The organism is Arthrobacter sp. NPDC056691 (genome assembly GCF_042791415.1).
In the GTDB taxonomy this organism is placed as follows: domain Bacteria; phylum Actinomycetota; class Actinomycetes; order Actinomycetales; family Micrococcaceae; genus Arthrobacter.
In genome coordinates, this window is the sequence record NZ_JBHTXX010000007.1 from 184,366 (window position 1) to 199,426 (window position 15,061).

The 15,061-nt window shown below is 65.8% G+C and carries 13 protein-coding genes; 7 read left to right on the plus strand and 6 right to left on the minus strand.

All coding sequences use genetic code 11. From position 1 onward, the window contains the following. Position 1 precedes the first annotated feature (1 nt). Genes ACFRAU_RS08750 through tkt form a run of 3 tightly spaced genes read right to left on the minus strand, consistent with a single transcriptional unit; the run spans position 2 to position 4,908 of the window. Positions 2-1,636 (minus strand): glucose-6-phosphate isomerase, encoded by a 1,635-nt coding sequence (locus ACFRAU_RS08750; RefSeq protein WP_377999578.1) that lies wholly within the window; start codon positions 1,634-1,636, stop codon positions 2-4. 6 nt (positions 1,637-1,642) lie between these two features. After that, entirely contained in the window at positions 1,643-2,761 is a 1,119-nt protein-coding gene (gene tal, locus ACFRAU_RS08755) for a transaldolase (RefSeq protein ID WP_377996047.1), read from the minus strand. A 29-nt stretch (positions 2,762-2,790) separates the two neighbouring features. Continuing rightward, complete coding sequence (gene tkt / locus ACFRAU_RS08760; protein ID WP_377999592.1) at positions 2,791-4,908, minus strand: transketolase; 2,118 nt, start codon at positions 4,906-4,908, stop codon at positions 2,791-2,793. 517 nt (positions 4,909-5,425) lie between these two features. Between tkt and ACFRAU_RS08765 the strand changes: the two genes are divergently transcribed. Further along, positions 5,426-6,373, plus strand: a complete 948-nt coding sequence (locus tag ACFRAU_RS08765; RefSeq protein ID WP_377999579.1) for a heme o synthase — start codon at positions 5,426-5,428, stop codon at positions 6,371-6,373. A gap of 514 nt (positions 6,374-6,887) precedes the next feature. Here the strand turns inward: ACFRAU_RS08765 and ACFRAU_RS08770 are convergent. From ACFRAU_RS08770 to ACFRAU_RS08780, 3 genes are read right to left on the minus strand one after another with little or no spacing between them, the layout of a single operon-like run. Further along, positions 6,888-7,832: a heme A synthase gene (locus ACFRAU_RS08770; RefSeq protein WP_377996049.1), complete on the minus strand. Its 945-nt coding sequence runs from the start codon at positions 7,830-7,832 to the stop codon at positions 6,888-6,890. Positions 7,833-7,839: 7 nt separating this feature from the next. Next, a complete protein-coding gene (locus ACFRAU_RS08775) occupies positions 7,840-8,598 on the minus strand; it encodes an ABC transporter permease (protein WP_377999580.1) in 759 nt (252 codons plus the stop codon). Further along, positions 8,595-9,563, minus strand: coding sequence for an ABC transporter ATP-binding protein (locus ACFRAU_RS08780; protein WP_377999581.1), 969 nt, complete (start codon positions 9,561-9,563; stop codon positions 8,595-8,597). Before ACFRAU_RS08780 ends, ACFRAU_RS08775 begins: the two co-directional genes overlap by 4 nt. A 115-nt stretch (positions 9,564-9,678) precedes the next feature. On the opposite strand from ACFRAU_RS08780, the gene ACFRAU_RS08785 reads away from it, so the two are divergent. From ACFRAU_RS08785 to ACFRAU_RS08810, 6 genes are all read left to right on the plus strand, one after another. Then, entirely contained in the window at positions 9,679-10,521 is an 843-nt protein-coding gene (locus ACFRAU_RS08785; protein WP_377999582.1) for a helix-turn-helix transcriptional regulator, read from the plus strand. Continuing rightward, positions 10,521-11,984: a Fe-S cluster assembly protein SufB gene (sufB, locus tag ACFRAU_RS08790; protein ID WP_236803307.1), complete on the plus strand. Its 1,464-nt coding sequence runs from the start codon at positions 10,521-10,523 to the stop codon at positions 11,982-11,984. Before ACFRAU_RS08785 ends, sufB begins: the two co-directional genes overlap by 1 nt. Next, complete coding sequence (gene sufD / locus ACFRAU_RS08795) at positions 11,984-13,225, plus strand: Fe-S cluster assembly protein SufD (RefSeq protein ID WP_377999583.1); 1,242 nt, start codon at positions 11,984-11,986, stop codon at positions 13,223-13,225. The genes sufB and sufD overlap by 1 nt, the downstream gene beginning before the upstream one ends. Positions 13,226-13,280: 55 nt before the next feature. Beyond that, positions 13,281-13,640, plus strand: a complete 360-nt coding sequence (locus ACFRAU_RS08800; RefSeq protein ID WP_377996054.1) for a non-heme iron oxygenase ferredoxin subunit — start codon at positions 13,281-13,283, stop codon at positions 13,638-13,640. 109 nt (positions 13,641-13,749) lie between these two features. Then, positions 13,750-14,538: a Fe-S cluster assembly ATPase SufC gene (gene sufC, locus ACFRAU_RS08805; RefSeq protein ID WP_331571291.1), complete on the plus strand. Its 789-nt coding sequence runs from the start codon at positions 13,750-13,752 to the stop codon at positions 14,536-14,538. A gap of 16 nt (positions 14,539-14,554) precedes the next feature. Next, positions 14,555-14,887 carry a metal-sulfur cluster assembly factor gene (locus ACFRAU_RS08810; RefSeq protein ID WP_102973549.1) on the plus strand — a complete coding sequence of 111 codons (333 nt, stop codon included), beginning with the start codon at positions 14,555-14,557 and terminating at the stop codon, positions 14,885-14,887. The last annotated feature ends 174 nt before the right edge of the window (positions 14,888-15,061 follow it).

A 15,061-nucleotide genomic window follows, 5' to 3' on the forward strand; every position in this document is an offset into this window, starting at 1 on the left:
CTTAGCTCTCAGTGGCGGATGCTGCCTTGCTGGCCAGCGACGAAACGATCTCCTGCAGCTGGGTAACGCCCGCTGCGCGGTCGGTGAGGTGCAGGCGCAGGACGGGCCGGCCGTGCTCGCTGAGCACCTGGGCGTCGCCGGCAGCCTGGGCCGCGATCAGCTCGCCGAAGGTGAACGGGCGCTCCGGGATGGCGAGGTCCTGTGCGGACGCTGCCGTGACCTGCAGGAAGACACCGATGGCGGGGCCGCCCTTGTGGAACTGGCCGGTGGAGTGGAGGAAGCGGGGCCCCCAGCCGAACGTGACCGGACGCCCGCTCACGGCGGCGAGGTCGTCACGGACGCCCTCGAGCTGCGAGTAGGCCAGACGGTCGAAGTAGGCCTGGACGCTCAGGTACCCATCGCTGCCCAGCTGGCCCAGCAGCGCCGCAACCGCATCGGCTGCCGTTGCGGAGGATCCCAGCCAGTCGCCGCCGCGGACCTCGATGGCACCGTCCACGAAGCTGGCGGGCGTCGGTTCCGGCTGCGCGTCCAGCAGTCCCCGGGCAGCCACCTTGGCGGCCTCGACGTCGGGCTGGTCAAACGGGTTGATGCCCAGCAGGCGGCCGGCCACGGCGGTGGCGAATTCCCACACCATCATCTGCGCGGCGAGGCCGCCGGCAATGGCCACCTCGTTCTCGCCGAGTTCGACGTCGGCATCCGCGCTGACCAGGCGGACCACCAGGACGTCTTCAGCGCCGGAGGTGACTTCCGGGGCGTTCGGACCTGCGACCACCGGCAGGATGCCGGTGCCGAGCTTGCCGGTGGATTCAGCGATGAGCTGTTCGGCCCAGTCAGCGAATCCCACGATGCCGGAGCCGTCTTCGGCGATGACGACCTTGTTCCGCAGCGGGTTGGTGCCGCCCAGGGCGGCACCCAGGACCAGTCCGATGTTCTCGGGGGCATCCTCGTTCAGGATCTCGGCGGCTTCCTCAGCCTCGTCCAGCAGGGAAGCGATGTCCACGCCGGCCAGGCCTGAGGGGACAAGCCCGAACGCCGTCAGGGCCGAGTAGCGGCCGCCCACGTTCGGGTCCGCGTTGAAGACGGCGCGGTAACCGGCGTCGCGGGATGCCTTGTCCAGCGGGGAACCGGGATCAGTGACAACGATGATCCGGCTCTTGGCATCGAGGCCGGCTTCGGTGAAGGCGTGCTCGAAGATCCGGCGCTGCGAATCGGTTTCCAGGGTTGAACCGGACTTCGAGGAGACCACGATGGCGGTTTCCGTCAGACGGTCCGCGAGGGCAGCACCGACCTGTTCGGGGTCGGTGCTGTCCAGCACAGTCAGCTCGACGCCAGCGGTGCCGGCGATGACCTCAGGGGCAAGGGAGGAGCCCCCCATGCCGCACAGGACAATACGGGTTATCCCCTCGGCCTTCAGCGCGTCCCGGAGTTCCAGGATCCCGTCCACCAGCGGCCGGGAGACGGTGGCCGCCTCGACCCAGCCCAGGCGGATGGCCGACTCGGCTTCCGCGTCCGGACCCCACAGCGTGTGGTCCTTGGCGAAGATGCGGGTGGCCACGCGGTCCTCCACGAGGGCGGGCAGGTGCTGCTCAAGAGCCTTCCGGGCGGCACCGGTGGCGTCGTAGCTGAGTGTGCTCATGTTGGGTTAGGAAGCCTTCCGTGCAGTGGCGAGGGCGCCTTCAACGTCGGCCAGCAGTTCCTTCCAGCTGGCCACGAACTTGTCCAGGCCTTCGGATTCCAGCAGGGCGACGACCTCGTTGTAGGACACACCGAGAGCATCGAGGGAGTTGAGGGTGGCGTTCGCTTCATCGTAGCCATTGGTGACGGTGTCGCCCGTGACCACGCCGTGGTCGAACGTGGCGTCCAGGGTCTTCTCCGGCATGGTGTTCACGACGTGCGGGGCGACCAGCTCCGTGACGTAGAGGGTGTCCGGGTACGCCGGATCCTTCACGCCGGTGGAAGCCCACAGGGGGCGCTGCGGCAGGGCGCCGGCCTCGGCCAGCACGGCCCAGCGTTCGGTGGAGAAGAGCTCCTCGTAGACCTGGTAGGCGAGGCGGGCGTTGGCGACGCCGGCCTTGCCCTTGAGGGCCTTGGCTTCCTCGGTGCCGATCGCGTCCAGGCGCTTGTCGATTTCGGTGTCCACGCGGGAGACGAAGAACGAAGCCACAGAGTGGATCTTGGACAGGTCGTGGCCGTTGTCCTTGGCCTGCTCCAGACCGCTCTGGAAGGCGTTGATCACGGCGCGGTAGCGCTCCAGCGAGAAGATCAGGGTCACATTGACGCTGATGCCCTCGGCCAGCGTAGCCGTGATGGCTTCCAGGCCCTCAAGCGTGGCAGGGATCTTGATGTGGACGTTGTCGCGGTTGACCTTCTTGTAGAGGTGCTTCGCTTCGGCGATCGTGCCGGCGGTGTCCCAGGCAAGACGGGGGTCAACCTCGATGGAGACGCGGCCGTCAACACCCTTGGTTGCCGCGGCGATCGGGGCGAAGAGATCGCAGGCGTCGGCGACGTCCGTCGTCGTGATTTCGAAGATGGTCTCTTCGATCGAGGCACCGGCAGCGGCCTGGGCTGCGATGGTGGCGTCGTAGTCCGTGCCGGAGGTGATGGCGGCGTGGAAGATGCTGGGGTTCGTGGTGACACCCACAACGTTCTTCTCTTCGATCAGCTTCTGCAGCGTGCCGGTCTTGAGGCGGCCGCGCGAGAGGTCATCGAGCCAGATGGAAACGCCGGCGTCGGAAAGCTGCTGAGTGGGAGTGCTAGTCATTTCTAATCTCCTTGAACTGGGGGGTGCTGTCAGGACTGGAGTCCGGCGAGGGAATCCTTGGCGGCGGCGGCAACTGCTTCTGCCGTGATGCCGAACTCCTGGAACAGGCGCTTGTAGTCGGCGGATGCGCCGTAGTGCTCGAGGCTGATGGACCGGCCGGCGTCGCCGACGAATTCCTTCCAGCCCAGGGACAGGCCGGCTTCAACCGAAACGCGGGCCTTGACCGCTGCGGGCAGGACCGCCTCGCGGTAGGCGGCGTCCTGCTTGTTGAACCACTCGACACACGGCATGGACACCACGCGGGCGGCGATGCCTTCGGCCTGGAGTGCCTCGCGGGCCTGGACAGCCAGCTGGACTTCCGAACCGGTGCCGATCAGGATGACCTGCGCGTCCACGGTCTTGCCGTCCTTGGACGCCTCGGCCAGGACGTAACCGCCCTTGGCAACGCCAGCGGTCGAACCGAAGGTGTCACCCTCGGCCGCGCCCTCGCCACGCTCGTAGGTGGGGATGTTCTGGCGGGTCAGGACGATGCCGGCCGGGTTCTCGTGGTTCTCCAGCATGGTCTTCCAGGCTGCCGCAACCTCGTTGGCATCACCCGGACGGACGACGTCGAGACCGTGGATGGCGCGCAGCGACGCGAGCTGCTCAACCGGCTGGTGCGTCGGGCCGTCTTCGCCCAGGCCGATGGAGTCGTGCGTCCAGACATAGAGGGACGGCACACCCATGAGGGCACCGAGGCGGATGGCGGGACGCTGGTAGTCGCTGAAGATCAGGAACGTGCCGGAGAACGCGCGGGTGTTGCCGTGCAGGCTGATGCCGTTCACGATCGAGGCTGCGGCGTGCTCACGGATACCAAAGTGCAGGACCCGGCCATACGGGTTGCCGGACCAGGCGTTGGTCTGCTTGCCCGCGGGAACGAATGACGGCGAGCCCTCAATCGTGGTGTTGTTGGACTCCGCGAGGTCGGCCGAGCCGCCCCAGAGCTCCGGCATAACCGGACCGATGGCGTTCAGGACCTTGCCGGAGGCGGCACGGGTGGAAACGTCCTTGCCTGCTTCGAAAACCGGCAGGGCGGCGTCGAGCCCGGCGGGGAGCTGGCGCGCTTCGACGCGCTCCAGCAGGGCAGCGCCCTCCGGGTTGGCGGACTGCCAGGCGGAGAAGGACTCTTCCCATTCCTTGCGTGCGTGTGCACCGCGGTCGACTACGGCTCGGGCGTGGGCCAGCACGTCCTCGTCAACCTCGAAGGACTTCTCGGGATCGAATCCGAGGACGTTCTTCAGGGCGGCAACTTCTTCCGAACCCAGCGCGGAACCGTGGATTTTGCCGGTGTTCTGCTTCTTGGGGGCCGGGTAGCCGATGATGGTGCGCAGCGAGATGATGGACGGCTTGGACGTTTCCGCCTTGGCGGCCAGCAGTGCCGAGTACAGCTCCTGGACGTCTTCCTTGTAGTCGCCGGTCTTGGTCCAGTCCACGCGCTGGGTGTGCCAGCCGTAGGCCTCGTAGCGCTTCAGGACGTCCTCGGTGAAGGCGATGTCGGTGTCATCCTCGATGGAGATGTGGTTCTCGTCGTAGATGACCACGAGGTTACCGAGCTCCTGGTGACCGGCGAGGGACGAAGCCTCGGAGGTCACGCCTTCCTGCAGGTCGCCGTCGGAAGCGATAACCCAGATGGTGTGGTCGAACGGGCTCTCGCCGGCGGGAGCGTCGGCGTCGAACAGGCCGCGCTGGCGGCGCTGGGAGTACGCGAAGCCCACCGAGGAGGCGAGTCCCTGGCCCAGCGGGCCGGTGGTGATCTCAACGCCGGCGGTGTGCTTGTATTCCGGGTGGCCCGGGGTCAGCGAGCCCCAGGTGCGCAGGGCTTCCAGGTCCTTCAGTTCCAGGCCGTAGCCGGAAAGGAACAGCTGGATGTACAGCGTCAGGGACGTGTGGCCGGGGGAGAGGATGAAGCGGTCACGGCCGATCCAGTCCGGGTTCTTCGGGTCGTGCCGCATCAGCTTCTGGAACAGAAGGTAAGCGGCCGGAGCCAGGCTCATCGCGGTGCCGGGGTGGCCGTTGCCCACCTTCTCCACGGCGTCGGCGGCCAGGACGCGCACAGTGTCAACGGCGCGCTGGTCGAGGTCGGTCCAAGTCAGTTCTTGCTCTTTCAAATGTGCCACGTAACCGGGCCCCTCTCTGTGTTAACGGCAAGCGGTAATGACACACAGCGGCAGGGCATAATTGGTGCCCGCTGCATTTTGTGCCTACCAGCCGTTCACCATTGAAACGTTGATCTTCATTCAGTCGCCGGACGTTATGGAATGCGGTTTCTTGCCCGTCTTCCAGTGTGCGCTGATCTGCAGACAGCTTAGCTCTATTCCACACTTCGAGCGGCCAAAATCTCACCAGTTGGACGCAATTTCTCTTTTGTGAATCATTCGTGCCGTGAGGCTGCGTTAATGTGATTGAAGCAAGCACGAACGAATCATTTTCAGTGATTTGCCGTCACACACCGATGCCAGCGATCCATGCGGGACCGCGGTATGATATCGGGAGGCCACCGGCGGACAGGGCGGGTTCAGTGCGCACATGCCAGCCCCGCCGACCGCCGTTGAGGGATCGGTCCGGACCGCGTGTCCAAACGGACTGATCAGATAAACAGCCAGACAGAAACAGAGTGACTGCCACGTGAGCACAACAGATACGCCGCTGACCTCTTCCCGGGTTCACGGAAGAGCCGGACTAGCCCGCAAGGCCAAGGCGTACCTTGCACTCACCAAGCCCAGGGTCATCGAGCTCCTGCTGGTCAGCACCCTGCCCACCATGATCTATGCGCAGCGCGGCTTCCCATCCCTCGGCCTCATCATGGCCACCCTCGTGGGCGGCGCGTTCGCTGCCGGCAGCGCCGGTGCCTTCAACTGCTACATCGACCGCGACATCGACAAGCTGATGCACCGCACGGAGAAGCGCCCCCTGGTGACCGGTGAGGTCACTCCGCGCGAGGCCCTCATCTTCGCGTGGCTGCTGGGCGCCGCGGCCATCGCCATCCTCTGGTTCGGCGCGAACCCGCTCTCCGCGTGGCTCGGACTCGGTGCCATCGTGTTCTATGTGGTCATCTACACGATGATTCTCAAGCGCCGCACGGCCCAGAACATCGTCTGGGGCGGCGCCGCCGGCTGTTTCCCTGTACTGATCGCCTGGTCCGCCGTGACCAACACGGTCGAGTGGCCGGCCATCGTCCTGTTCATGGTCATCTTCCTCTGGACGCCGCCGCACTACTGGCCCTTGTCCATGCGCTACGGCGAGGACTACCGCAACGCCAACGTGCCGATGCTCGGCGCCATCGCCGGCGCCAAGGTCGTGTCCGTACAGGTGGTCCTCTACGCCTGGGCCATGGTTGCGTGCTCGCTGCTCATGATCCCTGCCGGCAACGCGGGCTGGGTGTACACCGCCGTTGCCGTGCTTGCCGGTGCCTGGTTCCTGTACGAGTCCCATGCCCTGTACAAGCGGGCGCAGGGCGGGGACCTCTCCGACAAGGGCGCCATGAAGGTCTTCCACGGCTCAATCAGCTACCTGACGCTCCTCTTCATCGCGCTGGCCGTCGACCCGTTCGTCGGCTCGCCGATCATGGGCTAGCGCACCCGCCCCGCCCCGCCCCAAAGACGCTTCCTCACCTCCTGCAGGTTTCCCCCGGACGCGTCATCACCTCCTGCGCTGGATATGGAAATGCTCCCTCACTTACGCGAGGGAGCATTTCTTGTCTGGTAGCGAGTGGGATTGTCCGTTCAACGGTGGATCCTGGGCTGGCATGTAGTTGATTCTTCCCTCGAAGCTGAGGGCGAAGCTGTTTTGTGCGAGCAGCCCATCGTGCCCTACCTGTGAGGTACAGCGCCCGATTGGCCGGTAGAGGCATTTCAGCAGCCCGGAGAGATGGACCCAACGGAACAAGCGGCGCCGGCCGGACAAAGGTGAGGAAGCGTCCCGACTCACACGACGCGATCTGAGGAAGCGTTCCGATCCACACGACGCGATCTGAGGAAGCGTTCCGATCCACACGACGCGATCTGAGGAAGCGTCCCGATCCACACGCCGCGATCTGAGGAAGCGTCAGGGGAAAGGCCGCAGGAACTGATCGAGCGTCGGGGAGAGGCTACCTGACCGGGCTGGAACGGGCGATGTCCGCGGCGTTGGTTGCCGCGCTCATCAGCAGGGCCGCACCCAGCATGTGCGCGCCGACGAGCAGCGCCGGGATGCCGTTGTAGTACTGCGTGAAGCCGATGACGGCCTGCAGTAACGTGACGCCGAGGAGCATCAGCACAGCCGTTCTGAACGTCCCGGAAATGCCGCGGCGGAACACGAAGTACACGGCGAGCAGCGTGCCCGCGGTGACCAAGTAGGCGGGCACGGCGTGGATGTGCGAGAACAGGTCCCAGTCCAGGTCGTTGCGGGGAGCCTTGGCGTCACCTGCGTGGGGGCCGGCGCCGGTCACCACGACGCCCAGCATCACGGCGATGGCGGAGAAGAGCGCGACGGCGGTCAGCACCGGCCGCAGGACGCCCGGCAAGACGGCGAGCGGCGAGGTCCGGAACTGGCCGGTCCTGCCGTAGGCCCGGTTCACCAGCAGCGTCGCGAAAACCACGAGGGCCATGGACACCAGGAAGTGCAGGCCAACCACCCACGGGTTCAGATGGGTGAGCACGGTGATGCCGCCGATGATGGCCTGCGCCGGGATGCTCGCCAGCAGGCCGAGGGCCAGCAGGAACAGGTCCTTGCGCTCCTTGCGCAGGTTCCACAGGTACACGAGCATGAGTGCGGCGACGGCGGCCAGGGCGAACGTCAGGAGGCGGTTGCCGAACTCGATGAAGCCGTGGATGCCCATCTCAGGGGTGTTCACCAGGGAGTTATTCGTGCACCTGGGCCAGGTGGGGCAGCCCAGGCCAGAGGCGGTCAGCCGGACGGCACCGCCGGTGACCACCAGGACCGTCTGCCCGATCAGGGACAGCACGGCCAGGCGGCGGACGGTCGAGTCGACGGTGACGGGAAGCTTGGACGCCAGGCGGCCGACGAACTGGGGGAGGCGCGAAGCCGTGCTCACTTTATTCTCAATTCCATTTGAACCAGCGGATGGCTGCTGCGCCGGCGAGAACCGTCCACATCAGCAGGACAAGGACAGCGTTGCCGTTCACGGCGCCGTGCAGGAACGCGTCGCGCAACCCTTCGCCAAGGGACCCGGACGGCAGCAGGTGAACGGTGTTCTGGGCGAGTTCCGGCAGCCGCTGCATGGGGATCACGATGCCGCCGAGTGCCCCCAGCAGGATCCACAGCAGGTTGGTGATGGCCAGCGTGGCCTCGGGCCGGACGGTGCCAGCTACCAGCAGGCCAAGTGCCGTGAACGCCGCCGCACCCAGGACCAGCAGGCCCAGACCGGGCAGAATCCCCAGCGCATTGGGCCGCCATCCCAGCGGAAAGGCTACGGCGGCGACGATGGCCACCTGGATCACGAGCACGGCCAGGACCGCAAGGATCTTCCCTGCGATGAGGCCGGCACGGCCCAGGGGCGTGGTGGACAGGAACCGCAGCACGCCGTACCGGCGGTCAAAGCCCGTCGCGATGCCCTGTCCGGTGAACGCGGTGGACATGGCGCAGAGCGCGAGGATGCCGGGGACGGCAACGTTCACCCGGCTGTCCCCGATGCCGTCGAGGAGCGGGGTGACCGTCAGCCCGATCAAGGCCAGGAGCGGCAGGACCACTGCGAGGATCAGCTGCTCGCCGTTCCGGAGCATGGTGGTGGCCTCGTATTTGCCCTGCAGCAGGATCCGGCGGAGCAGGGGAGCGGGTGCGCTGCCCGTGGCTGTCGTCATCGGATTTCCCTTCCGGAAATGTCAAGGAACACGTCTTCGAGGCTCCGGGCCTCCATGCTCAGTGAGCCCGGCATGATGCCGTGGTGTGCCCACCACGCGGTCAGCGCGGCAAGATCCTCGGGGGTCAGTGCTCCAGTGGCCGAGTAGCTGCCGGAACGCGTCTCGCGGATCTCGATCTCGACAGGAAGCACGCCGGTGAAGTCCAGCCCGGGCAGTGCCTCGAAGTGCAGCGTCCGGACGTGGTCCCTGTGGGGCGCCTCCGGCATGTTGTGCTGGAGCAGCTGGGCAACGGTGCCCTCCGCAACATTCCTGCCGGCGTCGATGATGTACACATAATCGGCCAGCCGCTGTGCGTCATCCATAAGGTGGGTCGTGAGGATGATCCCCATCCCGCCGTCCCGGAGTTCGGCGATCAGTTCGAAGACCAGCTGGCGGGACTGCGGGTCCAGGCCGGCGCTCGGCTCGTCCAGGAACAGGACCTCCGGGTTGCCGATCAGGGCGGCCGCGAGGGCCAGCCGCTGCTTCTGTCCGCCAGACAGCCGGCGGACGTTGGTCCTGCTGAACGTGTCGATGCCCAGCCGCTGCACCAGCTCATCCAGCGGCCTGGGATTGCTGTACATGCCGGCAATGTGCCGAAGCAGGGGAATGGGACGGGCCGACGGCGGGAGGCCGCCGTCCTGGAGCATGACGCCGACGCGGGCGCGCAGTTCCGCACCGGCGGTGCCGGGATCGGCGCCGAGCAGCGTAATAGATCCACCCGTCCGCTTCTGGAGCCCCTGGGCGCATTCGATGGTGGTAGTCTTGCCGGCACCGTTGGCTCCAAGCAGCGCCGTGACCTCGCCGCGGCCGGCGACGAGTGAGACGTCGCTCACAACCCTGAGCATCTTGCCATCGAGGCTGGGGAGCGGACCGACGTCCTTGATGAGCCCGTCGATGGTCAATACGGGGGATTTGGGGGATCGCACCCCAATATTCTACGTGAAGTAGTACTGTCACGCTGGAGGCGGGTGCTGCGCACAGGTCAGCCTTGCCTTACTGGAAGGCCGCAATAAATTACGACATGATTGTGTTGTGTATTCCATGACCAACACCACTTCCGCGCCCCTGGCCGGGCAGGGCGCGCCCGCGGGTGCGCTGCGCGGTGGAAAACGTGCTGCCCTGGCCTCCGTGCCGGCCGCGGCCGACGCCGACGAGCGCACGCGCGACCGCGTCCTCAGTGCCGTCCTGGAACACGGGCCGGTCAGCGCCGCGGAACTGGGCGACCTGCTCGGGTTCACCCCGGCCGCCGTCCGCCGCCACCTGGACCACCTGTCCCGCGCGGGCGTGATCGAGGTCAAGCGAGTGGCCCGCGCAGGCGCCGGTGCCGGCCGCCCTGCCCGCCGCTACGTCCTCAGCTCCCAGGGCCAGTCCTCATTGGGCGACGACTACCTGAATATTGCCACCCTGGCGCTCAAGCAGCTCGGCGCGGTGGCGGGCGATGAAACCGTCCGCCAGTTCGCCGTCGAGCGTTTCGCGGAGATGGAACGCCGCTACGCCCCCGAGGTGGACGCGGCCGGAACGGACATCACCGCCCGCGCGCAGGCCCTGTCCGCCGCCCTGTCCCGGGACGGCTTTGTTGCTTCCACCGCCACCATTGAAGCCAAAGCTCCGCTGCCCGCAGCACTGTCCAGCGTCCAGCTGTGCCAGGGCCATTGCCCCATCCAGCAGCTGGCCACCCAGTTTCCCGTGTTCTGCGACGCGGAAACCGAAATGTTTTCGCGCCTCGTTGGTGTCGATGTCCGCAGGCTTTCCACGCTCGCCCGCGGGGGACACGTCTGCACCACCCATATACCCACAGGCCGTCCGGCCGTCACACTGGCAACAGCCGATAGGGCACCGGACAACCTGGACGAAGTATCCAACCATCTGCAAGAAAGGCCGTGATGACGGACCAACTATCAGAGAAGAAGGTTGCCGAGCCTGGTGTGATCGCGGAGATTCTGGAAAAGAATCCCGAGCTCCACGGCATCGGAACCTATGAGTACGGCTGGGCCGACAAGAACGACGTCGGCGCTAACGCCCGCCGCGGCCTCAACGAGGACGTGGTCCGCGACATCTCGGCAAAGAAGAGCGAGCCGGAATGGATGCTGGACCTGCGCCTCAAGGGTCTGAAGTACTTCGACCGCAAGCCCATGCCCACCTGGGGTGCTGACCTCTCCGGCATCGACTTCGACAACATCAAGTACTTCGTGCGTTCCACCGAGAAGCAGGCCGCTTCCTGGGAGGACCTGCCCGAGGACATCCGCAACACGTACGAGAAGCTCGGCATCCCGGAAGCTGAGCGCAGCCGCCTGGTCTCCGGTGTGGCAGCCCAGTACGAGTCCGAGGTTGTCTACCACCAGATCCGCGAGGACCTTGAGGCCCAGGGCGTCATCTTCCTGGACACGGACACCGCGCTGCGCGAGCACCCGGAGATCTTCCAGGAATACTTCGGCACCATCATCCCGGTGGGCGACAACAAATTCGCGTCGCTGAACACTGCCGTGTGGTCCGGCGGTTCCTTCGTGTACGTGCCCAAGGGCGTGCACGTCGACATCCCGCTGCAGGCCTACTTCCGCATCAACACGGAAAACATGGGCCAGTTCGAGCGCACCCTGATCATCGCCGACGAGGACTCCTACGTCCACTACATCGAAGGCTGCACCGCGCCGATCTACACCTCGGACTCGCTGCACTCCGCCGTCGTCGAGATCGTGGTCAAGAAGGGCGCCCGCGTCCGCTACACCACCATCCAGAACTGGTCCAACAACGTGTACAACCTCGTGACCAAGCGCGCCATCTGCGAAGAGGGCGGCACCATGGAGTGGATCGATGGCAACATCGGCTCCAAGGTCACCATGAAGTACCCGGCCGTGTACCTGACGGGCGAGCACGCCAAGGGCGAGACCCTGTCCATCGCGTTCGCCGGCGAGGGCCAGCACCAGGACACCGGCTCCAAGATGGTGCACATTGCGCCGAACACCAAGAGCTCGATCATCTCCAAGTCCGTTGCCCGCGGTGGTGGACGCGCGGCTTACCGCGGCCTGGTCCAGATCCGCGAGGGTGCCAAGCACTCCGCGAACACGGTGCGCTGCGACGCGCTGCTGGTGGACACCATCAGCCGCTCGGACACCTACCCGTACATCGACATCCGCGAGGATGACGTGCAGCTGGGGCACGAGGCAACCGTCTCGCGCGTTTCCGAGGAGCAGCTCTTCTACCTCATGTCCCGCGGCATGCGCGAAGACGAAGCCATGGCCATGATCGTGCGCGGCTTCATCGAGCCGATCGCCCGCGAGCTGCCGATGGAATACGCCCTCGAGCTGAACCGCCTCATTGAACTCCAGATGGAAGGATCCGTCGGTTAATGACTGCCGAAATTACTACTGAAAAGGCCCGCATCGGAGCGCCTTCCATCGCAGGTTTCACCGAGGAAGGCGAGGGGCTGGTCGCCGCTAAGGTAGACCACAGCCACAACCATGGCGTCACCGTCATGTCCTCGCGCGCCGAGCGGCTCACGAGCTTCGACGTCGCCGACTTCGCACTGCCCACCGGCCGTGAAGAGGAATGGCGCTTCACCCCGGTCCGCGGACTGGCCAACCTGTTCTCCGACGCCGCGACGGACGAGGCCGCGGCCGCGCTCACCGTGGAAGCCCCCGAAGGCTACGTCCGCGGCAGCCTGGCACAGGGAGCCGCCCCGCGCGGCACCGTCCTGACCCCCGCCGACCGGGCCGCCGTCGTCGCCTCCGCCAACACGGACGAGGCCCTGCACGTGGTCATCCCGGCCAACGCCGAACCGGCTGAGCCGGTCCGCATCCTGATCGACGGCGCGGGCGCAGGCCGCCGCTCCAACGCACATTTCGTGCTGGAAGCCGGCGCCAACTCCCGCAGCGTCGTCATCGTGGAACACACGGGCGCGGCGGACCACAACGGAAACCTGGAAGTGATCGTCGGCGACGGTGCGCACCTCACGGTGATCTCCGTGCAGCTCTGGGAAGACGACGCCCGTCACCTGGGCCAGCACGACGCCCAAGTGGGCAAGGACGCCGTCTACAAGCACATCGCCGTTTCGCTGGGCGGTTCCGTGGTGCGCCTGAACTCCAACGTCCGTTTCTCCGGTGAGGGCGCCGAGGCCGAGCTGCTGGGCCTCTACTTCGCCGACGCCGGCCAGCACCTGGAGCACCGGTCCTTCGTTGACCACAACGTGGCCAACTGCAAGTCCAACGTGCTCTACAAGGGCGCCCTGCAGGGCAAGAACGCGCACACCGTCTGGGTGGGCGACGTGCTGATCCAGAAGCAGGCGCTGGGCACCGACTCGTACGAGAAGAACCAGAACCTGGTGCTCACCGATGGCTGCCGTGCGGACTCCGTGCCCAACCTCGAGATCGAGACGGGTCTCATCGAGGGTGCCGGCCACGCCAGCTCCACGGGACGTTTCGACGACGAGCACCTGTTCTACCTGATGGCCCGCGGCATTCCCGAAGATGTGGCCCGGCGCCTCGTGGTGCGCGGCTTCCTCAACGAGATCATCCAGCAGATCAAGGTTCCGGCACTCGAAGAGCGCCTGACCGAGGAAGTCGAGCGCGAGCTCGCCGCCAACGAGAACTGACCGTACGGAACCAGGCCCGGCCCAACCGGCCGGAAACAACAGCACAGGACAACGGATGACTGAACAGCCAAAGGGCGAACTCGTCTGCAAGGCGAACGAGATCCAGCTCAAGCAGGCCCTGCGGATCCTGATCGACGACTACCCGGTCGCGATCGTCAAGGACTCCATGGGAGAAATCCACGCAATCGGTGACACCTGCTCGCACGCCGACATCTCGCTCTCGGAGGGCGAGGTGGAAGGCTGCGCCATCGAGTGCTGGGGGCACGGCTCCCAGTTCGACCTGCGCACCGGCGAACCCCTGCAGCTGCCGGCCTACGACCCCGTTCCGGTGTTCGCGGTGGAGATCCAGGGAGACGACGTCTACGTGGACTTCACCAACGTCCTGAACGGCGCCGAAACGCCGAACTTCACTTAATCCGCAGCCCAGCGTGAAGCCCAAACGGGCCTGTACCAGAACTTAACAACTTCCAGACCAAAGACCGCACCGCCGACAGAACGGCACGGTGCAGAGGAGAACAAGACACATGTCTACTCTTGAGATCAAGGACCTGCACGTCAGCATCGACACCGAGCAGGGCACCAAGGAGATCCTGAAGGGCGTCAGCCTGACCATCCGCACCGGTGAGACCCACGCCATCATGGGCCCCAACGGTTCCGGCAAGTCCACCCTGGCGTCCACGATCGCCGGCCACCCGCGCTACAACGTCACCCGCGGTACCATCACGCTGGACGGCGAAGACGTGCTGGCCATGAGCGTTGACGAGCGCGCCCGCGCAGGCGTCTTCCTGGCCATGCAGTACCCGGTGGAGGTTCCCGGTGTCACCATGACCAACTTCCTGCGGACCGCCAAGACCGCCATCGACGGCGAAGCCCCGGCACTGCGCACCTGGACCAAGGACGTCAAGGCCGCCATGCAGCAGCTGCGCATCGACGCCGACTTCGCCCAGCGCAATGTCAACGAAGGCTTCTCCGGCGGCGAGAAGAAGCGCGTGGAGATCCTGCAGCTGGAGCTCTTCAAGCCGAAGTTCGCCGTGCTCGACGAGACCGACTCCGGCCTGGACGTCGACGCCCTCAAGGTCGTCTCCGAAGGCGTCAACCGCGCACACGCCACCGGCAACATGGGCACGCTGCTCATCACCCACTACACCCGCATCCTGCGCTACATCAAGCCTGACTTCGTGCACGTGTTCGTCAACGGCCAGGTTGTGGAAGAGGGCGGCCCGGAACTCGCCGACCGCCTGGAAGAAGAAGGCTACGACCGCTACGCCGCGGGTGCCGGATCAGCCACGGCTGCCGCAGCGGTCCAGGCCTAGTTAGGACTGACTGACCATGACCGAAATCGACGCAGCCCGCACCGGGCTGGAGGATGTCGAAGAGGCGCTCAAGGACGTCATCGACCCCGAACTTGGGGTGAACATCGTGGACCTGGGCCTGCTGTACGGCCTCAAGTACTCGGAGGACGACGGCGCCCTGCTGATCGACATGACCCTCACCACGGCCGCCTGTCCGCTGACCGACGTGCTCGAGGAGCAGGTCGGCAAGGCGCTTGACGGCGTCGTGGACGACTGGCGCCTGAACTGGGTATGGATGCCGCCATGGGGTCCCGAACGGATCACCGACGACGGCAAAGATCAGATGCGGGCCCTCGGCTTCAACATCTAAATAAAGTACGACGACGGCCGGTCACCTTCCCAGCGAAGGTGGCCGGCCGCCGTCGTACTCACGTCGACTGCTCCGTAGGTGCCCTTTTGACCGGTCAAAAGGGCACCTACGGAGCAGTCGGTCAGGTTTTAGAGCGTAGCGGCGCTGTACGGGTCGCACTGGTTGTTGTAGGCG